Here is a 23013-nt window from a genome sequence, read left to right as displayed (position 1 = left end):
TATTTAAGTAAATAAACTTTAATTTGTTCGTTTTTGAAGATTATAATACTGATTAATTCTTCTTAAACGAACTCTAGCCGTAAAAATTACTATGGAAAATTTAGATAAAACCGATTTAGAGATCTTAAGACATCTTCAGGAGAACTCAAATATCAATACAAAAGACCTGGCAAGCAAATTATTCCTGACTGTTACACCTGTTTACGAACGCATAAAAAGATTAGAGCGAGATGGATATATTACTAAATATGTTGCCTTGTTAGACAAGAAAAAAATGAATTGTGGAATGACAGTTTTCTGTAACGTTCGGTTAAAAGAACATGCAAAAAACGTAGGAAGCAATTTTGTAAAAGATATTGTGGCGCTTCCAGAAATTATAGAATGTTATAATATTGCGGGCGATTATGATTTTATGCTAAAAATCCTTGTTCAGGATATGACTAGTTATCAGGATTTTGTAATGAATAAATTATCTACCATAGAAAACATAGGTAATACAAACAGTATTTTTGTGATGGGAGAGATTAAACACAGTACAGCATTAGAGTTTTAATCATTATAAAGTACTGAAATAAAAATGTATTTTTGCCCTTCTAAATCTAATTCTATAGCCATCGGTGCTATAATCTAAAATCAACAATCTAAAATCAACAATCTGAAATCTAAAATCACAATGAACTGGGAACAACTCTTATCACTAAAACGCCAAGGCGATACTAGCAAAAGATTACGTGTAGAACAAGATGATACGCGATTGGGATTTGAAGTAGATTATGACCGAATTATATTTTCAGCAGCTTTTAGAAGTTTACAAGATAAAACACAGGTAATTCCGCTTTCTAAAACAGATTTTGTACATACCCGATTAACGCATAGTTTAGAAGTTTCGGTAGTAGGACGTTCGTTAGGGCGTTTGGTAGGAAAAAAAATCATCGAAAAATATCCATACTTAAAAGAAGTTCACGGATATCATATGAATGATTTTGGAGCTATTGTTGCGGCGGCATCATTGGCACACGATATCGGGAATCCACCATTTGGACATTCAGGAGAAAAAGCTATTGGAGAATATTTCTCTATAGGAAACGGACAACAGTATAAAGAGCATTTGACAGATAAAGAATGGCAGGATCTAATAGATTTTGAAGGTAATGCTAATGGATTTTCGGTTCTTACGGCAAGTCGTCCGGGAATAGAAGGAGGACTTCGTATTTCGTACGCTACGTTAGGAGCTTTTATGAAATATCCGAAAGAGAGTTTGCCTAAAAAACCAACCAAAAATATAGCCGATAAAAAATATGGTTTCTTCCAGACCGATAAAGACTTTTTTAATAAAGTAGCTGTCGATATGGGAATGTTACCTAATAAATCAGGAGATGATATTGGTTTCGAAAGACATCCATTAGCTTATTTAGTCGAAGCGGCAGATGATATTTGCTATACTATTATTGACTTTGAAGATGGAATAAATCTTGGGCTTGTTTCTGAGGATTATGCTTTAGAATACCTGATTAAATTGGTAAAAGATAATATAGGTGTTGCCAAATATAAAACACTTACGACCAAAGAAGATCGTATTAGTTATTTGCGTGCACTAGCAATTGGAAGTTTGATAAACGATGCCGTTAAGGTTTTTGTTGATAACGAAGAAGCTATTCTTGCAGGTAAATTTCCGTTTGCATTAATGGATAAAAGCCAGTACAAAGCACAAATGGATGATATTATAAATCTTAGTGTTCAGAATATCTACCAGAGTCGTGAAGTAATCGAAAAAGAAATAGTAGGGTATCAGATTATCCAAACACTACTAGATAAATTTATAACAGCTTTTAATAATAAATACGACGGAAAAGCATCTAACTATGATGCATTGATTTTAAAAATGTTGCCAGAAAAGCATCATTTAGAAAAAGAAGGTCTGTATGAAAGATTGCTGCACATATGCCATTACGTTTCATTACTAACCGATGGAAATGCATTGGAATTATATGATACTATAAACGGAAGAAAAACAACGTAACAAATTAATTATCTAAAAGGCATATACTACACCAACTCCCAGAACTTGTTTTAGTTGTGCCTTTGGTCCTTCTGTGACTTGTTCCCCATTAACTTCTTTTTTTGATTTGATGTCATCATCGTACACAAAATGCAACCCCACATTTGCTTTTACATACTCATTTACAACTAAGTCTAAACGAGTAGCATAATCGATGTCGATATTTCCAAATCTGTTCAGGTAATCGGTATAAAGGCTAAGGCGGTTTTCAAAAAACATATTTTTGAAAATTTCATTTTTAGTATAACCAGTTAATAAAATACCAAATTCCGCTTTTATCTTTTGTCCCTCTTCAATCAGAATTTGGGTATTAGGATCTAGTGGGTCTGGTGCATAAACTGCTTTTTTAACACCAAAAGCTCCTTGATTTGCTAAAGTCTGATCTAATACCAAAGTGGTCTTTAAAGTAACTGGTGAGAAATAAAAGGTGCGATTCTTTTCTTTATTAGCGTTTTCAGCTCCAGCTCCTAAGAATACATATGCTGGAGCAAAAAGTTTCGAAATTGGGTTTTCTGTATTTGGATAGGAATATCCATTAGTGAATTGAGAATTTAAATTAAATTTTGCCGAATAATACCAATTTGTGAGACTGTCTTTTCTAAAACCATAAGTAGAGTTAAATAGGAAAGCATCATCGGTTTTTCGTAATTCAATTCCGTCTTGCTTGTTTAAACCATATTTTAAAAGAAGCTCATTTGCCCATTTATGATTACCATGAGTATATGTTCTCGAAAATTCCCCTTTAAAAAGTCCAGAGATAGAACTAGTACCCCCGGCACTCCAGTTAACAAATGCAATTTGAGTAAGATCAAAACCTAATTTATTTTTTTTAGTCCAATTAGATGTAGTGTCTTCTAATTGAGTTTGAATTTCTGGTACCAATTGCGTCTGAATTTTAGAATTCTGAGCGAAATTTTTAGAAGAACAAAATATAAGAAGTACTAAAATAGATAAACGGAATAATTTCATTATGGCATTTTTTGTTTGGGTCCGCAAAATAATTATTTTTAACCAACAGAAAAAAGATTTTCTAAACTTTTAACGTCAATATTGCATAATTGTTGCAATTCGGTAACAGTTCCATGCTCAATAAATGTGTCTGGAATTCCTAGTATTTGTATTTTAGTGTTGTAATTATGTAATGCCGAAAATTCTAAAATAGCAGTTCCAAAACCACCATTTACAGCACCATCTTCGATAGTAATTACGGATGAGTATTTACTGAAAATAGAATGTAGTAGTTTGTTATCTAGAGGTTTAATAAAAGAAAAGTCGTAATGAGCAATAGTATTTGGATTGCCAATATTTGCTAGTGCAGTTATTACGTTGTTCCCAATAGTTCCAGTAGATAAAACTGCGGTTTTACTACCATCTTTAAGGCAAGTTGCAGCTCCAATTTCGATTGTAGCATAATTCTTAAAATAATTCTTTTGCCAATCGGTAATAATGCCGCGACCTCTAGGATATCGAATTGCGATAGGATGATTTAATCCCAGTTGTGCAGTATATAAAATGTTTTGTAAGGCTATCTCGTTAAGTGGAGCGTAAATTATTAGGTTAGGAATACAACGCAAATAAGCAATATCAAAAACACCATGATGTGTTGCTCCATCTTCTCCAACCAAGCCAGCTCTGTCCATACAAAAGATAACTGGTAAATCTTGTAATGCGACATCATGTATCACTTGGTCGTATGCACGTTGCAAAAAAGTTGAATATATATTGCAAAAAACAATCATTCCCTGAGTTGCCATTCCAGCTGCAAGTGTTACCGCATGTTGCTCGGCAATACCTACATCAAAGGCGCGTTTTGGGAAAGCATCCATCATAAATTTAAGCGAACTTCCAGAAGGCATTGCAGGAGTAATACCAACAATTTTTTCGTTCTTTTGGGCTAAATCCAAAATGGTTAAACCAAATACATCCTGGTATTTTGGCGGAAGGTTGTCTTCTATCTTAGGAATGATTTCTCCAGTTGAAGCATTAAATTTTCCAGGAGCGTGATATTGAACCTGATTTTCTTCGGCTTGTTGTAATCCTTTTCCTTTGGTAGTAACAATATGCAGGAATTTAGGACCTTTTATGTTTTTTAAACGTTTTAATTCTTTTATTAAAGCAAAAATATCATGACCATCGATAGGACCCGAATAATCAAAATTCAATGATTTAATCATGTTATTCTTCTTCGGATTTTTTCCTTCTTTTACAGCAGTGAGATATTTTTTAAGCGCACCTACGCTTGGATCAATCCCGATTGCATTGTCGTTTAAGATTACCAATAAATTAGCATCGGTCACTCCGGCATGATTTAAACCTTCAAAAGCCATTCCCGATGCAATCGAAGCATCGCCAATTACAGCTATATGATGTTTGTCAAAATCACCTTTTAAGTTAGAAGCAATTGCCATTCCTAATGCTGCCGAAATAGAAGTAGAAGAATGGCCTACGCCAAAAGTGTCATAGTTACTTTCGGCTCTTTTAGGAAAACCAGAAATCCCGTTAAGCTGACGATTGGTATGGAAATTTTCTCTTCTTTCGGTCAGGATTTTATGTCCGTAAGCCTGATGTCCTACATCCCAAACCAATAAATCATCGGGAGTATTAAATACATAGTGCAAAGCAATAGTAAGTTCGGTAACACCTAGACTTGCGCCCAAATGGCCTTCTTTTACAGAAACAATATCAATAATAAAATCACGTAATTCCTGAGCAACTTGAGGAAGTTGCGCTTCGGGAAGTAAGCGTAAATCGGCGGGATTGTATATATTGGGAAGTAAATTGCTTTTCATTGTAAGGTAAAAAGCAAATTTACGGTTTTAAATTTAAATTTTACCTGAGATCTCATTCCAATACAATTGGTAAGGAATATTGCATCCTTATTTTTTTTCCATTAGATTCTCCCGGCTGCCATTTTGGGGATAAGCTTAAAACTCTAATGATTTCGTTCTCTATTGTTTTATCAATAGCTGGTACAGATTGAAGATATGACAAAGTTCCGTTTTTTTCTACTGCAAAGGAGATTCTAATTTTGAGATTTTTGGTATTTGTATTTTCGGGCATTTTAAATTCATTTTCAAAAAAAGTATAAAATGGGTCAATACCCCCAGGAAATTCTGCATTTATATGTATTACCGCACCAGTAGTAAATACGGAATCGTCTTCTTTATTTTGTTTTGAAGATTGAGTTTTACCTTTAGTGGTTTTACTGTGACTTATAGAAACTGGCTTTACAAATTTAACCTGATTAATTTTTGGTGGCGGTGGAGGTGGAACGTGAGTTGATTCATTTCCACTAACTTTAATATCGCCAACCATAACTCTTTGGTCAGTTGAGGAATCTTTAACAACTTCTATTTTATCAATTTTTTGCTTGTCTCCGTTCTTATCTTGGCAACTAAACAATGTTGTACCCATGGCAATAAACAAAGCCAATAAAAACATTTTATGATATTGAGTCTGCTTGTATAAAACTTCAGTTGGAATTTGAATTGTTACATTTTCTAATTGAGAGTTTTTGAATCTTCCGCAAACACTTTTGTTTTTATTTGCAATAAAAAAATGCTGCACTTCATCAGGTAGCATTCTTGTGAAATCAACTACAGTTTTAGAGCAGCTAATGCAAAAACGACCATTTTCGGCAGGCGTCATTTTATCCCAGTTTTCGTGGCAAGGCTCAGGAATACTTATTTTATGTTTTGTTGGCATAATTTGAATATCAAAAAATAAATGTAATAAAAATTACTTCTTAAAAATGTATTTTTGTTTTATGATAGATATTTTTACCGACGAGTATTTTATGAAAAAGGCTTTGCAAGAAGCAGAAATGGCATTTGATAAAGATGAAATTCCTGTTGGAGCCATTATTGTAATTGATAATAAAGTCATTGCAAGAAGCCATAATTTAACCGAATTATTAAATGATGTTACGGCTCATGCCGAAATGCAAGCGATAACAGCTGCCGCTAATTTTTTAGGCGGGAAATATCTAAAAGACTGTACGCTTTATGTAACATTAGAACCTTGCCAGATGTGTGCAGGTGCTTTATATTGGAGTCAGATTTCTAAAATTGTTTTTGGAGCAAGTGATGAACATCGAGGTTACGAAAAAATGGGAACACAATTACATCCTAAAACTGTTGTTGTTCGTGGTGTTATGGCAAATGAAGCTTCGGACTTAATGAAACGTTTCTTTGCTAAAAGGCGAAGATAATTCTGTCGTCGTTTCATTCTTATTAAAAAGTTATTATGACTGATTTTTCAATAATAAAAAAACTATTTCATATTACAGAACCTGATGGTTTTACTAATGATGAAATTCAAATTGTTAAAAATATCTTCGGGCAACTTCCTGAGGTATTTGTTGATTACTATAGTGAATTAGGTAAGATTAAAAGCTTAAATCAAACGCAAGATTTGCTAATTATACCAGAGCGATTTCAATATTATAAACAGAATGATTATTTGATATTTTATTCTGAAAACCAAAGAGCATGTGTTTGGGGAATTCATAAAGATGATTTGTCAAAATCGAATCCGCCTGTTTTTATGAGTGCCGATGGAAAAGAATGGAACTTGGAAACAGAAACCTTAACGGAATTTTTTACGGCAATGGCTTTTCTTCAGGCTGGTTTTGCATTAGAATTTCCATGCAATACATTTTATGAATTAGAACAACATGAGCTAGATTTTGTTGTTGAAAATTACCGAAATAAAGGAGTTTCATTTAGGCAATGGCTTGAAGGAATAAATTTTTATGGTAATTATGAGGATGATGTAATTGTAATTATGGCAAATAATCAATTATTTTATGCTGCAAATACAGAAGAACATTTTACGGAATTAGATAATGTATTGTCTAAGCTTGGTGTAGAGCTTTAAAGGTTATAAATAATGATTATATAAATAACATTGTTTTAGTTTAATATATATAAGTCATGTAGACACATACGAATATCATAAATGAATTAAAACAAATTATATTGTAAAATGTGTTTTCAGAAAAACTCTTTTTCGAGAGAAGTATTTTCAAACTTATGACTATTGAAAAAAGTAGTATGCTACAAGAATAAAATTGAATTCCGTTAATGCTTAAATCATTGCAAAGAAGATTAGTGTAATCATTCTTATTTGATTTTACTTTCGTTACAGATTTAAATAAAAAAGAATACTCAAGTTCTATATCATTTTCTTCAATGTCATTTTCGACAGTTGAGAAAGTAAAACCTTTCTGTGTGTAATAGTGAAAAGAAACTTTTTCTGGTTTAGATCCATTTTTACCTCCTGTAGTTCTCACTGCATAGTGTGTTATTACATCTGTTGTTTTTGTGGAAGGTAAAACATAGTAATCCGCAAAACATAACAAAATAATAAAAGTTACTACCATTAGAAGGTATGTGATAACTGATTTATTTTTTATAATAAATTTATTTTCTGTAGAATCTTTATACAAGCTATTTGATATTTTAATAAAGAACGAAATATAGCATATTTAGTAATTGATTTTTTATGATCTTCAATAAAAGTTAAAATAATTAACGTTACTGAATTTTCTTCTTAAAAGTTATTAAAAATTACAGTACTTTTATTACATATAAAGTTAATTTAATCAATATAGTTTTGATTGTTAAATGGCTTAAACTTTATAAGTACTATTATTTTGTAACCATTAATTAGATACTCAATTGAAAACAAGAGGATTAGTTTACGTGTTGTTTGTGTTTTTTATTTTTCAGGGTTGTGGCAGGAAATCTGCTGCCGATTTCAATTCTGATTTTTCATTGTTCAAAGAATATATAACGAGTTTTACTGGTGGGATAGTTTCATCTCAATCGGATATACGCGTTGTTCTGGCTTTTGAAAAAAAGGAGTGGAAAGTAAATGAAGTTTTAGATAATGACTTATTCGATATTTCTCCAAGTGTCGATGGTAAAGTTGTAGCGCTCTCGAGTAATACAATTGCTTTTATCCCCGAAAAAAAGCTAAAACCTGGAACCGAATATCAGGTAACACTAAATTTAGATAAACTAATTACGCTTCCTAAAAAAGGAGATGATGATAAGGATCTTTCTAAATTCAACTTTACTGTTAAAACCGTTAAGCAGGATTTTATCGTAAATACACTAGATGTTCAATCCTATAGTAAAGAATATCAGTATCTAAATTGTGTATTAAAAACAGCTGATGTTATAGATTTAGAGACAGCAAAGAAGTTGGTTATGGCGAGCCATAACGGAAAAGATCTTACTATTAAATTTGATAAAGCAGCAAGTTCAGGAAAAGAATTTAAGTTTATCATAGATAGTATTCAGCGTTTATCTGACGTAAGTAATCTTGAAATTTCTTATGATGGAAGTGATTTTGACATTGATCAAAAAGGAAAAATGGATTTCCCGATAACATCAATAAATGAGTTTAAAATTATTAAAGTCGAAATTCCAGATGAAAACAATCAATCTGTATTAATTAATTTCTCAGAACCATTAGAGAAAGGGCAGGATTTTAAAGGATTGGTAGCTATACAAAATACAAATAATCTAAAATTCTCAACACAAGGAAATACGCTAAAAGTTTATTTTAGTAACGAAAAGCCTGTTGAGGAAGTGGTACATGACGTTGCTGTTGCGGTTGTTGATACAGCAAGTGTAGCTGTAGACTCAACGAGTGTAAGTGTAGATAGTGCTGCGGTAGCTGTTGAAGATGCTGCTGAAGAAGTAGCTGCAGAACCAGAACCAGTATCTGATCAAACAGTAACAGGCGAGTTATTATTAGAAGTTTTTCAAGGGATAGAAAGTCAGTATGGTCGAAAAATGGCAGAGAATTATTCGGAGAAGATTTCCTTTGACCAAATAAAACCAAACATTCGTTTTATAAAAAACGGAACAATTTTGCCAAGTTCTAATAATTTAAAACTGAATTTTGAAGCAGTAAATCTTGGAGCGGTAGATGTAAAAGTTTATAAGATTTATAAAAATAACATATTACAGTTTCTTCAAAACAATGAATTAAACGGAGCTCAGAACCTAAAACGAGTTGCACAGCCTGTTGCTAAAACAACGCTTAATCTTAAAGATAATACATTAGTTAATCCGACGAAGTGGAATACTTATGCATTAGATTTATCTAAAATTATAACTCCAGAACCAGGTGCAATTTATAGAGTAGAGTTCTCGTACAAGAGAGCATATTCTTTATATAAATGCGAAACTTCTGAACCAGATACAGATCAAACCGAAGAGGAAGAAGATGTAGATGAAAATGATGTGAACTACAGCGGTAATTCGTATGACGACTATTATTATGATGATTACGAATGGAGAGAAAGCCAGGATCCTTGTACAGGTTCGTATTATTACAATGCCAAAATAGGAACAAATATTTTAGCTTCAGATTTAGGAGTAATTGCTAAACGAGGAGAAAATAAATCGTATTTATTTGTAGTAAATAATATAATCACGACAGAACCAGTTTCGAATGCAAGAGTAGATTTATATAGTTTTCAGCAACAAAAACTAGCAACAGCGGCAACAAGCAGTGAGGGAATTGCTTCTTTTCAGTTAGACAAATTTGCTTATTTTGCTATTGTTACTTTAGGAACACAATCGACTTACGTGAAACTTGACGATGGAAATTCATTGTCAGTAAGTAATTTTGATGTTGCAGGCGAGACTTTGCAAAAAGGATTAAAAGGATTTATTTACGGCGAACGTGGCGTTTGGCGTCCGGGAGATAATTTGTATTTGTCATTTATACTTAATGATGCTGCAAATAAACTACCAAAATCCCATCCGATAAAATTCAGATTAACCGATCCTAACGGAAAAGTTACGTATCAAACCGTACAAAAATCCAATGACTTAAACCATTATGCGTTTACAGTTCCTACTGATACAGAAGCGCCTACAGGAAATTGGGAAGCAATGGTAAGCGTTGGTGGAGCCAAATATTATAAGAGCATAAAAATTGAGACGATTAAACCGAATCGTTTAAAAATTAAAAATACTTTCAGGAGAGCAATATTATCTTCATCATATCCAAATACAAGTAGCCTGGAAGTTACATGGCTTCATGGTGCTATAGCTAAAAATCTGAATGTAGAAATGCAGGCAAAATTTTCGCAACAAAGCACGACTTTTAAAGGCTATGACAAATTTGTTTTTGACGATTTAGTACGACAATTTAGTACTGAAGAAATTAATATATTTTCAGGGAAACTAGATGGAAACGGAAGAGCCTCTGTAAACATTGAACCTAAATTACAAGGTCAGGCACCGGGAATGCTAAAAGCAGCTTTTATAACCAAAGTATATGAAGAAGGTGGAGATTTTAGTACCGATGTTATCTCGACAACTTATTCTCCGTATAATACTTATGTGGGAGTAAAATCGCCAGAACCTACTAAATACGGAATGCTGGAAACCCGTAAGCAAAACCGATTTGATATTGTTACTGTTGATGAAAACGGAAGACCAAAATCTGTAAGAAACCTTGAGGTAAAAGTGTATAAAACAGAATGGCGCTGGTGGTGGGATGCTTCGAGTGATAATTTATCCAATTATAATTCGTCGAATGCGACAACATCATATAAAACATTTACTGTAAATACAGATTCAAGCGGAAAAGGAAGTTTTCAATTTGCTTTGACAGATGAAGAATGGGGACGTTACTTAATTCGTGTTTCGGATGAGATTGGCGGACACGCATCGGCATTAACTGTAAATATTGACTGGCCAATATGGTCTGGAAAAACAAGAAACACAGATGCTTCTACAGCTAATATGCTTGTTTTTTCTACAGATAAAAAGAATTATGCAGTAGGCGAAAAAGCACAAATATCTTTCCCGTCAAGCGAAGGAGGACGCGCTTTGGTATCTATAGAAAATGGATCGAAAGTAGTACAGACACTTTGGGTGAAAACCCAAAAAGGAGAAACTAAAGTCGAAGTTCCTATTACAGGAGCAATGGCACCTAATGTGTATTTTAATATAACACTTTTGCAGCCGCATGCATCGACTAAGAATGATTCACCAATTCGTATGTACGGAATCGTTCCTATCGAAGTAATTGATAAAACTACGATTCTTGCTCCAAGCATTGCAATGCCTGATGTGCTAAAACCTGAGGAAACGTTTCCTATAAAAGTAAGCGAGAAATCAGGAAAAGAAATGACTTATACAATCGCAGTTGTCGATGAAGGTTTGCTTGATTTAACTCGATTTAAAACACCAAACGCTTGGGATAGTTTTTATGTACGCGAGGCTTTGGGTGTAAAAACTTGGGATGTGTATGATGATGTTATTGGAGCGTATGGCGGAAAAGTAAATCAGATTTTCAGTATTGGAGGAGATCAGGATTTAGGTGGTGGAAAAGCGAAGAAAGCAAATCGTTTTAAACCAGTCGTAATTTACCTTGGACCATTCAAATTAAAAAAAGGAGAAACAAAAACGCATCAGGTAAAATTGCCAAAATACATTGGTTCGGTAAGAACAATGGTTGTAGCGGGTGATGCTAATACAAGTGCTTATGGAAGTGTTGAGAAAGCAACTCCGGTACGTAGTCCGTTAATGGTATTGGCTTCATTGCCTAGGAAAATTTCTCCATCAGAAAAAGTAACACTTCCAGTTACAATTTTTGCAATGGAAAAACACATCAAAAACGTTACTGTACAAATAAAAACAAGCAATGGTTTAAGAGTTGTAGGAAGTTCAGCCCAAAGATTGACATTTGCTCAGCCAGACGAAAAAATGGCTTATTTTAATCTGGAAGTTGGAGGTGCAACCGGAATTGCCAAAGTGCAGGTTATTGCTACATCAGGAACTGAGAAGTCAGTTTATGATGTCGAAATAGATATGACAAATCCAAATCCTGTAACGAATACTTTTACAGATGTTATTTTAGAGCCTAATAGTTCTAAGACAATTGTGTGGAAAACATTCGGAGTTTCGGGAAGTAATAAAGCGAAACTGGAAGTGTCATCGATGCCAACGATTAACTTAAATGGTCGTTTGCAATTCCTTATTCAGTATCCACATGGATGTGTAGAGCAAACAACTTCATCGGTATTTCCACAGTTATTCTTAAATGATGTTGCCGATATTGATGCAACACGCCAGCAACTTATCCAAAAGAATGTTACGGCTGGAATTACAAGATTAGGAAGTTTCCAATTGCCAAACGGTGGACTTTCATACTGGCAAGGAAATTCAATTGCCGATGATTGGGGAAGTTCATACGCTGGACATTTTATGATCGAAGCAGAAAAGAAAGGATATGTTTTACCAATTAATTTTAAATCAAAATGGTTGTCATATCAGCAAAGAGAAGCTAAACAATGGCGATTTGAACCTCGTTACGGAAATGATATGGCACAAGCGTATCGTTTGTACACATTGGCTTTAGCAGGTTCTTCAGATTTGTCTTCGATGAACAGATTACGTGAAACCAAGGGAATTTCTAACGAAAGTAAATTACGATTGGCAGCAGCGTATGTTTTAGCAGGTCAAAAAAGTGCTGCTTCGAGTTTGTTATTAAGTAGTACAATCGATGATGAATCGTCTAGTTATAATTACTACTACTATGGTTCAAGCGACAGGAATCGTGCTATGGCTCTGGAAACAATGTTATTATTAGGGCAGAAACAAAAAGCATTTACTATGGCTACAAAACTGGCTAAAAGTATGGCAAGTGATCGATGGATGAGCACGCAAACTACCGCTTATTCGTTGTATGCAATGTCTAAATTCTCATTAAACAATGGTGTTAAAGGAATAGATGTACAGTTTAGCAAAGACGGAAAAAGCCAGGTTATAAAAACTTCAAAAACAGTTGCCGACAGAAGTTTAGTAGTTAAAACTGGTACAAATAGTATCACTTTAAAAAATAATAAAAAGAACACCATTTATGTTCGAGTATTAAATACTGGAATTTTACCAATAGGTCAGGAAAATGTAGTTCAGAGTGATGTATCTGCTGGGATAGTGTTTAAAAACAGAAAAGGTGGAGTAATTAATGTTTCAAAGATTACGCAAGGAACGGAGTTTATTGCTGTGGTGACCGTTAGGAACCAAAGAAACGAGCGTGTAGAAAATGTAGCATTATCACAAATTCTACCTTCAGGATTCGAAATTGTAAATACTCGTTTTACAGATTATGGAGATGCAACCAATAATGTTGCCGATTATATCGATATTCGTGATGATAGAACAAATTTCTATTTCGGATTAAAAGCCGGTGAAACCAAAGTCTTTAAAATCCTATTGAACGCATCTTACCTTGGTAATTATTATTTACCAGGATTGCAATGCGAAGCAATGTATGATAATACGTTCTTAGCGAGAACAAAAGGATTTTGGGTAGAGGTTGTGAAGTAAAGTTCTGTTGGATTTCATATCCTAACAGGTTTCTAAAACCTGTTAGGTATTATTAGGTATATAGGAATGAGAGAACGAATATTAGAATCAAGAACCGTTAAAGTATGCTTAACTTCACAAGTTTCTAAAATTAGTTAGGAAAGACAGATAATTAAATATTAGAGTATACCTAACAGGTTTTTAAAACCTGTTAGGATAATAAAATTGAAGAAGGTGAAGAAGGATATTTTTGAAGCAGGACAATATTATCATATTTATAACAGAGGAAATAATAAAGAAGATATTTTTATAGAAGAAAATAATTATAATTATTTTCTGGAAAAAGTAAAAAAGTATATTTTACCAATAGCGGATATTTATGCCTATTGTTTGCTGAAAAACCATTTTCATATTGTTTTAAGGATAAAAGATGAAAGTAATTTATCTGAAAAATCAAAAGAGAAGATTCATCTGCCATTTTCAAATTTGTTTAATGCCTATTCTAAAAGTATTAATAAAGCTTATAATAGAACAGGAAGTTTATTTCAGGAACATTTACAAAGGAACAGAATAGAAGATGAAGTGTATTTGAAACAATTAATTATATATGTTCATTTGAATCCTCTTAAGCATAAATTTACAGAATATTTCGACTCTTATTTGCATTCATCATATCGTTCTTATTTGTCCGAAAAGCTAACAAGTATTGATAGAGAATCTATTCTCGAATTATTTGATGGTTTAGATAATTTTAAAATTTGTCATAATGAAAGAAGGATTGTTTATGAGGGAGTAATCAATGATGTAAATTTAAGTGATGAATAGAAAAATAAATTGAGTTATAGTTATCCTAACAGGTTTTTAAAACCTGTTAGGTATCTGTTAGCTATGGGAGAGATTAAAAGTAGAACTAAAGAATATATCTAAAAGGTATTGGAAGCTTGCAAGGTATTCTAGAAATAGAAGAAAAAGTATTAAAAATAAGAACTGAAAAATATATACCTAACAGGTTTTAAAAACCTGTTAGGATACTAAAAGATTACTTTGAAAAATAAATTAAAAGCGTTCCTTCAACGCATTATAAATTGGATTAAACAGAATAAAATAAAATCACTACTAGCATTTTTATTAGTGGTGATTTATTATTTTTCGTTGCCACGAACATTATTTCAAGAACCATATTCTACAGTTATTGAGAGTAAGGAAGGAGAATTATTGGGAGCAAAGATTGCACGTGATGGACAATGGCGTTTTCCTGCGCAGGACAGTGTTTCGGATAAATTCAAGAAGTGTATAGTGTATTTTGAAGATGAGTATTTCTATAAACATCCCGGATTTAATCCTGTTGCAATGGTCAATGCGATTAAGCAAAACAGGAAAGCAGGAAAAGTTGTAAGAGGAGGAAGTACGCTTACACAGCAAGTAATCCGATTATCAAGAAAAGGAAAAGGTAGAACTTATTTTGAAAAACTAGTCGAGGTTATTCTTGCAACAAGATTGGAGTTAGGATATTCTAAAGATGAAATTTTGGAATTATATGCAGCTCACGCTCCTTTTGGAGGAAATGTTGTTGGATTAGAAATGGCTTCATGGAGATATTTTGGAGTAAAATCTAATCAATTATCATGGGCAGAAAATGCAACTTTGGCGGTTTTGCCAAATGCGCCGAGTTTAATTTATCCGGGAAAGAATCAAATTAAATTATTAGAGAAACGGAATCGCCTTTTGCGTAAGCTTAACCAGGAAGGTATTATTGATAAACAAACCTATGAACTCTCGATAGAAGAACCTTTGCCTAAAAAGCCTTATGATTTGCCACAAATAGCTCCACATTTATTACAGCGCGTGGCTAAAAATCAAGAGGGAACGAGAGTGAAAACTACTGTTGAGTTTGCTTTACAGAATAGAGTAAACCAAATCGCAAAATATTATTACAATCAATACAAGCAGAACGAAGTTAATAATCTGGCAATTTTAGTAATTGATGTTTCTAACAGAAATGTGATAAGTTATGTAGGGAATTCTCCAACAGATGGAGATCATCAAAAAGATGTTGATATAATAGATGCGCCAAGAAGTACAGGAAGTATTTTGAAGCCTTTATTGTATGCAGCAATGCTCGATGATGGCGAGATATTACCAAATACTCTGGTTGCCGATGTACCGACACAAATTGCGGGTTATACACCTCAAAATTTTAATTTAACATTCGATGGAGCTGTTCCGGCTCACCGTGCTTTATCGCGTTCGCTTAATATTCCTTCGGTATTGATGTTGCAGGATTTTGGAGTAAATAAATTTTATGAAGAGCTGCAAAAATTCAAATTAAGAAATATTTCCAAATCGCCAGATCATTACGGATTGTCGCTTATTCTTGGCGGAGCCGAAAGTAACTTATGGGATTTATGTCGTAGTTATGCGAGTATGTCCTCGACAATAAATTATTTTAATAAAAGCAACGGTAAATATCGAACAAACGAATTTACTGAACTAAATTATGAAAACGATTTTGAGCCTGATTTTGGCGACGAAAGTACGCAGAAGAACATCTTAGGCGCGGGGTCAATTTGGTTGACGTATAACGCCATGGAAGAGGTAAATAGACCAGAAGGAGATGAAGCTTGGAAATTTTATGATAGTTCGCTTAAAATAGCTTGGAAAACAGGGACAAGCTTTGGTAATCGCGATGCTTGGGCAATAGGAACAAATTCCAGATATGTAGTAGGAGTTTGGGTAGGAAATGCAACTGGCGAGGGAAGACCAACTTTAACAGGAGTTACAAGCGCTGCACCAATTTTATTTGATGTATTTAATTTATTGCCAAGGCAAAAATGGTTTACAACACCTTATGGAGATTTAGATGAAGTTGAGGTTTGTCGTTTAAGCGGACATTTGGCAAAAGATGGTTGTCCTAAAATTAAACAATGGGTTGCCCGAAAAGGAAAAACGACTTCTATTTGTCCGTATCATAAAATTGTGCATTTAGATCAAACGGAAAAATTTCAGGTAAATAGTAGTTGTGAGAGTATTGAGAATATGGTTGTGAAAAATTGGTTTGTTTTACCTCCAGTTATGGCTTGGTATTACAAAAGCAAACATATAGAATATATGCCGTTGCCGCCATTTAGAGATAATTGCGTTGGGACACAAACAGCTGCAATGGATTTTATTTATCCTAAAGCCAATAGCAAAATCTATTTAACTAAAAATTTTAATAGCGAAATACAACCAGTGATTTTTAAAGTGGCATATTCACAAAGAGAAAGTCAGTTGTTTTGGTATGTAGATAATGTGTATAAAGGCGTTACTAAAGTTTTTCATGAAAAACCTATTGTAATGACTGCCGGATTCCATTATGTTACAGTTGTAGATGAATTAGGAAATGAAATTAGACGAAGAGTTGAGGTAGTGCGGGAATAAATAGGATTAAAACATTCTTAAACGACCATAAACATTTTTGTTATTGGTAAATCTAAAAGTGATTCCAAAAGTAAAACCTTTAATTACAGGGGTTTTTTCTTTGTCAAAAGGAGCTGAATATCCAAAGCCTAAATCAATCATATTTAAAAAAGTAAGACCAGCTAATGCGTAAGCACTTTTATCAGACCCACCAGCTTTTATAAAAATAGATTTCTGAATGTTATATGATAAATGTATGTCTGGCAAACCGTAATATTTGCCGTCATAACTTGTAATTCCGTATCCTAAACCTAGAAAAAGTTTGTTTTCTTCTTTGCAATCTAAACAAAATTCTAATCCGCCAGTAAATTGACTTTTAGTTGCAATCGAATAGCCAAGATAAAGGATTGGCCATTGAGGAATTTTAAATCCTGATGCATTGTTGTTTGGTTTGTAATTGAATTCTCTAGTATCGGATTTGTTGTCGTTTTCATCATACCATTTTGCATTGCCAACTAAGTATTCGCCTTCAGAGTCTTTGGAATATCCTTGAAATTGTATTTTGTTGCTTTTTAAATAGTAATCATTAATTACATAAAGCGAGTCAGTATTTACTATTTTGTAGCCAACTGCACTTTTGGTTTTTATTTTTATTGGTTTGATTCTGTAATAAATAGCAGCTTCTTTGTTGGATTTTTTCCAATTCGAATCAAAAAAGATAGTGTCATTTTGAGCTGATATTTTGGATGTGAATAAAACAAAAAGGATTAGAAGATGGTATATGTTTATCTTCTTTGAGGAAATATATAAGTGTTTTGTTGAAAGCATTTTCAGTTGATTTTATTATTTTAAATCGAATCAAATATAAGAAAACACTTTAACTTGCTGGGTTTGTTAACTGTTTTTTGGTTTAATTTATAAGCACAAAAAAACCGCCAATCTCTCGATAGTTATCGGGACGAAAGGCGGTTTCTTGTTTTATTCTTTAATAACATTTCCATCTTTATCATAGAAATGATATTCTAAATACGTGTAAGCGTCACGAGGTATGATTTTCACCCATTTTTTATGTTCAAAAAACCATTTTGAACGTATTGATGGAAAACCTTTACTGAGGTATGCAGCCACAAATGGATGTGTGTTAAGCACAACTTTTTTGTGGGTTTTTAAAAGTCTGTCTAAATCAGATGATATTTTATCAATGATTAAAATTGGCGCTTCAATTTCGCCATTTTCATTGTTAGGATCTTCTTCTCTAGTTTTAATGTTTACTTCGGGTCTTACTCTTTGTCTTGTAATCTGGACTAATCCAAATTTGCTAGGCGGTAAGATTTTATGTTTTGCTTTATCGTCGCTCATTTCTTCTCGCAAGAAGTCGAACAAGACTTTCCTGTTTTCAGGATTAGACATATCAATAAAATCAACTACGATTATTCCACCCATATCGCGCAAACGTAATTGTCTGGCAATTTCAGCGGCGGCAATCATATTAACTTCCATGGCTGTGTCTTCTTGATTAGTGGCCTTATTAGAACGGTTTCCGCTATTTACGTCTATAACGTGTAAAGCTTCAGTGTGTTCGATAATAAGATAAGCCCCTTTGCTCATGGAAACGGTTCTGCCAAATGAAGTTTTGATTTGTCTCTCTATATTATATTTCTCGAAAATTGGAGTATCATTTGATTGATAAAACTTAACAATCGATTGTTTTGAAGGTGCAATTTCTTGCAGATAATCCTTCGTTTGATGGTACAACTCTTCATCATCAATTTGAATACCACTAAAGGTATCATTAAATACATCTCTTAATATTGAAGAAGCTCTATTGAGTTCTCCTAATACCTTGGATGGATGATGAGCAGTTGGTAATTTTTTACACATTGCAGTCCATCTGCTAAGCAGGTTCTGCAAATCTTTTTCTAATTCGGCTACGTTTTTGCCTTCGGCTACTGTACGAACAATAACACCAAATCCTTTAGGTTTGATCGATAATACAAGTTTTTTTAAGCGATCCTTTTCTTTTTTATCTTCTATTTTTTGTGAAATAGAGACACGGTCAGAAAAAGGAACTAAAACAATAAAACGTCCAGCCAAAGATAGTTCTGCACTAATTCTTGGACCTTTAGTAGATATTGGTTCTTTTACGACTTGTACTAAAACAGATTGATTAGCACTTAAAATATCAGTAATGGTGCCGTCTTTATCAATCTCTTTTTCAAACTGAAAGGTTTTTAGGGAGAAATCTTTTAATTTACCTGCGCTTACAAGTTTTATGAATTTCAGTTGGGAAGCTAAGTTAGGTCCTAAATCGTGATAATGTAAAAAGGCATCTTTTTCGAAGCCTACATTTACAAAAGCAGCATTAAGTCCAGCAACGGGTTTTCGTATTTTGGCTATAAAAATATCACCAACTTGAAAATTGCTTTTCTCTTCTTCCTTGTGTAATTCAATTAGTTTTCCATCTTTTAATAAGGCAAAATCTACGAAATCAGAACTTGATCTAATGATTAATTCTTTATTCATTTGTAAATTTTTATCCGAACTTTTTAGTTTTCAATTAACAGTTTTCAGTTCATAGTTTTTGCAACTCTTAAACTCATAACGTATAACTCATAACTGAATTGTTAGGATGGATTAAACAATATTTTTTAACAGGTATTGAACCCGGGAGGGAAACTTAAATCTCAATTTTAAAACTCCAAATTCCAATAGAATCAAGATTAATTTCTCAATTTTTGGATTTTGGATTTTAATTTTTGGAATTTTTGAAATTTCCCAAATTTCAATGAACGTTTAAAAAGAAAAAAGTAGTTTAAAACTACTTTTTCTTTTTGTGGCGGTTAGCTCTCGCTCTTTTTTTACGTTTGTGCGTTGCTACCTTATGTCTCTTTCTTTTTTTACCACTTGGCATATCTTATCGATTTTATGATTAATTAATAGTATTATTTTGCTTCGTTATTGATTTTTACTCCTTCTACAAAAACTTTTGCAGGTTTAAACGCAGGAATGTTGTGTGCTGGAATTTTAATAGTGGTGTTTTTAGAAATGTTTCTTCCAGTTTTTTCAGCTCTGGTTTTTACAATAAAACTACCAAACCCTCTTAAATAAACATTGTCTCCAGTTTCTAATGAAGTTTTTACTTCATTCATAAAAGTCTCTACAGTTGCTTGAACGTCACCTTTTTCAAGACCTAATTTTTCTGAAATTTTCGCTACGATATCTGCTTTCGTCATTTTCTTTCCTATTTATAATGGTATACTATTTTTTGAGTTTGCAAATATAGGAATTAAAAAAACAAATATTCAAGCTAATTCGTTAAATTTTAATTACATAAACTTTTACTTTTGTTGTCTAATATTTAATGATGAGTTTTTCTAAACAATTGATAAAATGGTATTTACAAAATAAACGCGATTTACCATGGCGTAATACCACTGATTCTTACCCTATTTGGCTATCAGAAATAATGCTTCAACAGACAAGAGTAGCCCAAGGAATGCCTTATTTTTTGTCTTTTACAAAAGCATTTCCTACTGTTTTTGATTTGGCTAAAGCCGATGAAGAGCAAGTTTTGAAACTTTGGCAGGGATTAGGGTACTATTCTCGTGCAAGAAATTTACATCAAACAGCACAATTTATCGCTAATGAATTAAATGGAGTCTTCCCTGGGAGCTATAATGATTTATTAAAACTAAAAGGAGTAGGGGAATATACGGCAGCGGCAATTGCATCATTTTCTTATAATGAAGCTGTTCCTGTTGTCGACGGAAATGTATTTCGAGTTTTATCACGTTACTTCGATATAGAAACTGATATTGCAGCAGCTTCGGCTAGAAAAGAATTTGCAGCTCTGGCTTATGAGCTAATGCCAAAAGATAATCCTGCAATTTTTAATCAGGCTATAATGGAGTTTGGTGCATTACAATGTGTGCCTAAAAGTCCGGATTGCTCCATTTGTATTTTTGATGATAGTTGTGTGGCTTTGCAAAAGAAGAAAGTAAGTGAATTGCCGATAAAATCTAAAAAACTAAAAGTAACTAATAGATATTTTAATTATCTGGTTGTGGAGGATGAATTGGGTAATACGGTTTTGCAAAAACGAACTGCAAAAGGAATTTGGCATAATCTGTACGAGTTCCCGTTATTGGAAACGGATGCCGAAAAAGATTTTGATTTTGTTTCGATGCGTGTTCAGGAAGACTTTTTCAGGGAGCATTCTATTATAGGTATAGAAGAGTGTAATTCGAAAAGTATAATTCATAAGTTGTCGCATCAGCATTTGTATATCAAATTTTGGAAGATAAAGTTAAAAGAGACGATTGTAAATGGGATTAATGCTCAGGATTTAAAAACATATCCATTTCCGATTGTGATTCATAATTTTATCGAATCAGAATAAATAAGTTTCTAAAAAAATGTATCTTTGATAGAAATACTATAATAAACCATGAACGGAACATTAAATAAAGTGATGTTAATAGGTCATTTAGGTGACGATGTAAAAATGCATTATTTTGATGGCGGAAATTGCATTGGGCGATTTCAATTAGCAACTAATGAGGTTTATATAAATAAAACGACCAATGAGAAAATCACTTCTACAGAGTGGCATAACTTGGTGGTTCGGAATAAAGCTGCAGAAATCTGTGAAAAATATTTATCTAAAGGAGATAAAATTTATATCGAAGGTCGAATAAAATCACGTCAATGGCAAGCCGAAGATGGTTCGACAAAGCATACAACCGAGATTCAGGTAACTGAGTTCACTTTTTTAACAACTAAAAAAGAGACAGAGAACCAGAAACAAAATCCTCCTTCAGAATCATCAAAAAACACTAACTTTGATGCTTCAAATGATGGCTTACCTATAAATGATTTGCCATTTTGATTGTTTAACTAATTCTTTTTAATTTGGACCCAGAGCCCAGTTTATACGTTGCAAGTACCTTAGATACCAACCTGATTGTTGGTTTTGTTGGAATTTTTATTTTACTTTTTTGTTCGGCCATTGTTTCTGGTGCCGAAGTAGCACTTTTTTCGCTGTCTCAAAAAGAGATAGACGAAGCATTGCAAGAAAACGTGTCCAAAGGGAGAATTATTTCTAATCTTCTGGATAAACCCAAAAAACTTTTAGCGACATTGCTCGTGGCCAATAACTTCATTAACATTGGAGTTGTTATTTTATTCTCCTTTGTAGGTAGAGATATTTTTGAGGCAGTTATTTCGCCTGTTTTAAAATTTATTCTAGAGGTAATCTTGGTTACATCTTTAATATTATTGTTTGGCGAGATTTTGCCCAAGGTATATGCGAGTCGTAACAATCTTAAATTTGCACAACGAGTTGCATATCCAATAGCGATATTAGACAAGTTGCTTTCTCCGGTAAGTTTACCAATGCGTTCCGCAACTATTTATTTGCATAACAAATTAGGGAAACAAAAAACGAGCATCTCGGTAGGTCAGTTATCGCAGGCATTAGAGCTTACGGACTCTGATGATACATCAACAGAAGAACAAAAAATATTAGAAGGAATTGTTTCTTTCGGAAATACCGACACAAAACAAGTAATGAGCCCTAGAATTGATATTTTTGCATTAGAAATTTCAGAGTCTTTTGCGGCTATCTATCCTAAAATAATTGAAAAAGGATATTCTAGAATTCCGGTTTATCGTGATAATATTGATCAGATCGAAGGAGTTTTGTTTGTTAAGGATTTGCTTCCTTATATAGATCAAAAAGATTTTGATTGGGTTACGCTTATACGAGAACCGTTTTTTGTACCAGAAAATAAAAAGTTAGATAACTTATTAAAAGATTTTCAGAGTATGAAAAGCCATTTAGCAATTGTTGTTGATGAGTATGGCGGAACTTCGGGATTAGTTTCTTTAGAAGATGTAATCGAAGAAATAGTAGGAGATATTAGTGATGAATTTGATGATGAACATATTAATTTCTCTCAGATAGATGATAAGAATTACTTGTTTGAAGGGAAAATAAATTTAAAAGATTTTTACAGAATCATTGATGTTAATGAGGATTTGTTTGAGATACAAAAAGGAGAAGCTGAGACATTAGGAGGTTTTATTTTGGAGATTATAGGGAACTTTCCGAAGAAGAATCAAAAAATCACTTTCCAGAACTGTACTTTTACAATAGAAGCTGTAGATAGCAAAAGAATAAAACAAATAAAAGTAACAATAGAATAATAA

The 23013-nt window shown here is 33.1% G+C and carries 16 protein-coding genes; 10 read left to right on the top strand and 6 right to left on the bottom strand.

Going from position 1 to position 23013, the window contains the following annotated elements:
• Positions 1-91 precede the first annotated feature (91 nt).
• Positions 92-553 (top strand): Lrp/AsnC family transcriptional regulator, encoded by a 462-nt coding sequence (locus SHI72_RS10120; protein ID WP_035619782.1) that lies wholly within the window; start codon positions 92-94, stop codon positions 551-553.
• A gap of 120 nt (positions 554-673) precedes the next feature.
• Positions 674-2020 carry a deoxyguanosinetriphosphate triphosphohydrolase gene (locus SHI72_RS10115; RefSeq protein WP_086893563.1) on the top strand — a complete coding sequence of 449 codons (1347 nt, stop codon included), beginning with the start codon at positions 674-676 and terminating at the stop codon, positions 2018-2020.
• A gap of 12 nt (positions 2021-2032) precedes the next feature.
• Here the strand turns inward: SHI72_RS10115 and SHI72_RS10110 are convergent, their stop codons facing one another.
• The 3 genes from SHI72_RS10110 to SHI72_RS10100 are packed head-to-tail and all read right to left on the bottom strand — an operon-like array spanning position 2033 to position 5764.
• Positions 2033-3028, bottom strand: coding sequence for a DUF3078 domain-containing protein (locus tag SHI72_RS10110; protein WP_323489888.1), 996 nt, complete (start codon positions 3026-3028; stop codon positions 2033-2035).
• Between the two features lie 38 nt (positions 3029-3066).
• Positions 3067-4848: a 1-deoxy-D-xylulose-5-phosphate synthase gene (locus tag SHI72_RS10105; protein WP_323489887.1), complete on the bottom strand. Its 1782-nt coding sequence runs from the start codon at positions 4846-4848 to the stop codon at positions 3067-3069.
• Between the two features lie 52 nt (positions 4849-4900).
• On the bottom strand, positions 4901-5764 hold the full coding sequence (locus tag SHI72_RS10100; RefSeq protein WP_323489886.1) for a hypothetical protein: 864 nt from the start codon (positions 5762-5764) through the stop codon (positions 4901-4903).
• 61 nt (positions 5765-5825) lie between these two features.
• Here SHI72_RS10100 and SHI72_RS10095 point away from each other — a divergent pair, with 61 nt between their 5' ends.
• The 5 genes from SHI72_RS10095 to pbpC all read left to right on the top strand — a co-directional run bounded on the left by SHI72_RS10095 (position 5826) and on the right by pbpC (position 16824).
• Positions 5826-6269: a nucleoside deaminase gene (locus tag SHI72_RS10095; RefSeq protein WP_039112436.1), complete on the top strand. Its 444-nt coding sequence runs from the start codon at positions 5826-5828 to the stop codon at positions 6267-6269.
• A 35-nt stretch (positions 6270-6304) separates the two neighbouring features.
• Entirely contained in the window at positions 6305-6937 is a 633-nt protein-coding gene (locus SHI72_RS10090) for a hypothetical protein (protein ID WP_323489885.1), read from the top strand.
• Between the two features lie 803 nt (positions 6938-7740).
• Positions 7741-13425, top strand: a complete 5685-nt coding sequence (locus tag SHI72_RS10085) for an alpha-2-macroglobulin family protein (protein WP_323489884.1) — start codon at positions 7741-7743, stop codon at positions 13423-13425.
• A 213-nt stretch (positions 13426-13638) separates the two neighbouring features.
• Positions 13639-14229, top strand: coding sequence for a transposase (locus SHI72_RS10080; protein WP_323489883.1), 591 nt, complete (start codon positions 13639-13641; stop codon positions 14227-14229).
• Positions 14230-14448: 219 nt separating this feature from the next.
• The gene (pbpC, locus tag SHI72_RS10075; protein ID WP_323489882.1) at positions 14449-16824 is read left to right on the top strand and encodes a penicillin-binding protein 1C; all 2376 of its coding nucleotides are present in this window, start codon (positions 14449-14451) and stop codon (positions 16822-16824) included.
• Between the two features lie 6 nt (positions 16825-16830).
• On the opposite strand, the gene SHI72_RS10070 is transcribed toward pbpC, so the two are convergent.
• The 3 genes from SHI72_RS10070 to SHI72_RS10060 form a co-directional block, all read right to left on the bottom strand.
• A complete protein-coding gene (locus SHI72_RS10070; RefSeq protein WP_323489881.1) occupies positions 16831-17631 on the bottom strand; it encodes a hypothetical protein in 801 nt (266 codons plus the stop codon).
• 150 nt (positions 17632-17781) lie between these two features.
• Positions 17782-19326, bottom strand: coding sequence for a ribonuclease E/G (locus SHI72_RS10065; RefSeq protein WP_039116937.1), 1545 nt, complete (start codon positions 19324-19326; stop codon positions 17782-17784).
• A 419-nt stretch (positions 19327-19745) separates the two neighbouring features.
• Complete coding sequence (locus SHI72_RS10060; RefSeq protein WP_039112429.1) at positions 19746-20036, bottom strand: HU family DNA-binding protein; 291 nt, start codon at positions 20034-20036, stop codon at positions 19746-19748.
• Positions 20037-20167: 131 nt separating this feature from the next.
• Here SHI72_RS10060 and mutY point away from each other — a divergent pair, with 131 nt between their 5' ends.
• The 3 genes from mutY to SHI72_RS10045 are packed head-to-tail and all read left to right on the top strand — an operon-like array spanning position 20168 to position 23010.
• Entirely contained in the window at positions 20168-21202 is a 1035-nt protein-coding gene (mutY, locus tag SHI72_RS10055) for an A/G-specific adenine glycosylase (RefSeq protein WP_323489880.1), read from the top strand.
• 48 nt (positions 21203-21250) lie between these two features.
• On the top strand, positions 21251-21691 hold the full coding sequence (locus SHI72_RS10050; protein ID WP_039112427.1) for a single-stranded DNA-binding protein: 441 nt from the start codon (positions 21251-21253) through the stop codon (positions 21689-21691).
• A 23-nt stretch (positions 21692-21714) separates the two neighbouring features.
• Positions 21715-23010, top strand: coding sequence for a gliding motility-associated protein GldE (locus SHI72_RS10045; RefSeq protein WP_323489879.1), 1296 nt, complete (start codon positions 21715-21717; stop codon positions 23008-23010).
• Positions 23011-23013 lie beyond the last annotated feature (3 nt).

The organism is Flavobacterium sp. PL02 (genome assembly GCF_035013205.1).
Lineage (GTDB): Bacteria > Bacteroidota > Bacteroidia > Flavobacteriales > Flavobacteriaceae > Flavobacterium.
Note: the sequence above shows the minus strand (reverse complement) of the source record. Positions and strands in the feature narration are given on the sequence as shown.

Bases quoted from the DNA above. Each gene is read 5' to 3' on its own strand.
- SHI72_RS10070 (WP_323489881.1), bottom strand. From the start codon at position 17,631: ATGCTTTCAACAAAACACTTATATATTTCCTCAAAGAAGATAAACATA.
- SHI72_RS10050 (WP_039112427.1), top strand. From the start codon at position 21,251: ATGAACGGAACATTAAATAAAGTGATGTTAATAGGTCATTTAGGTGAC.
- SHI72_RS10100 (WP_323489886.1), bottom strand. From the start codon at position 5,764: ATGCCAACAAAACATAAAATAAGTATTCCTGAGCCTTGCCACGAAAAC.
- SHI72_RS10120 (WP_035619782.1), top strand. From the start codon at position 92: ATGGAAAATTTAGATAAAACCGATTTAGAGATCTTAAGACATCTTCAG.
- SHI72_RS10115 (WP_086893563.1), top strand. From the start codon at position 674: ATGAACTGGGAACAACTCTTATCACTAAAACGCCAAGGCGATACTAGC.
- SHI72_RS10090 (WP_323489885.1), top strand. From the start codon at position 6,305: ATGACTGATTTTTCAATAATAAAAAAACTATTTCATATTACAGAACCT.
- mutY (WP_323489880.1), top strand. From the start codon at position 20,168: ATGAGTTTTTCTAAACAATTGATAAAATGGTATTTACAAAATAAACGC.
- SHI72_RS10105 (WP_323489887.1), bottom strand. From the start codon at position 4,848: ATGAAAAGCAATTTACTTCCCAATATATACAATCCCGCCGATTTACGC.
- SHI72_RS10110 (WP_323489888.1), bottom strand. From the start codon at position 3,028: ATGAAATTATTCCGTTTATCTATTTTAGTACTTCTTATATTTTGTTCT.
- SHI72_RS10060 (WP_039112429.1), bottom strand. From the start codon at position 20,036: ATGACGAAAGCAGATATCGTAGCGAAAATTTCAGAAAAATTAGGTCTT.
- SHI72_RS10095 (WP_039112436.1), top strand. From the start codon at position 5,826: ATGATAGATATTTTTACCGACGAGTATTTTATGAAAAAGGCTTTGCAA.
- SHI72_RS10065 (WP_039116937.1), bottom strand. From the start codon at position 19,326: ATGAATAAAGAATTAATCATTAGATCAAGTTCTGATTTCGTAGATTTT.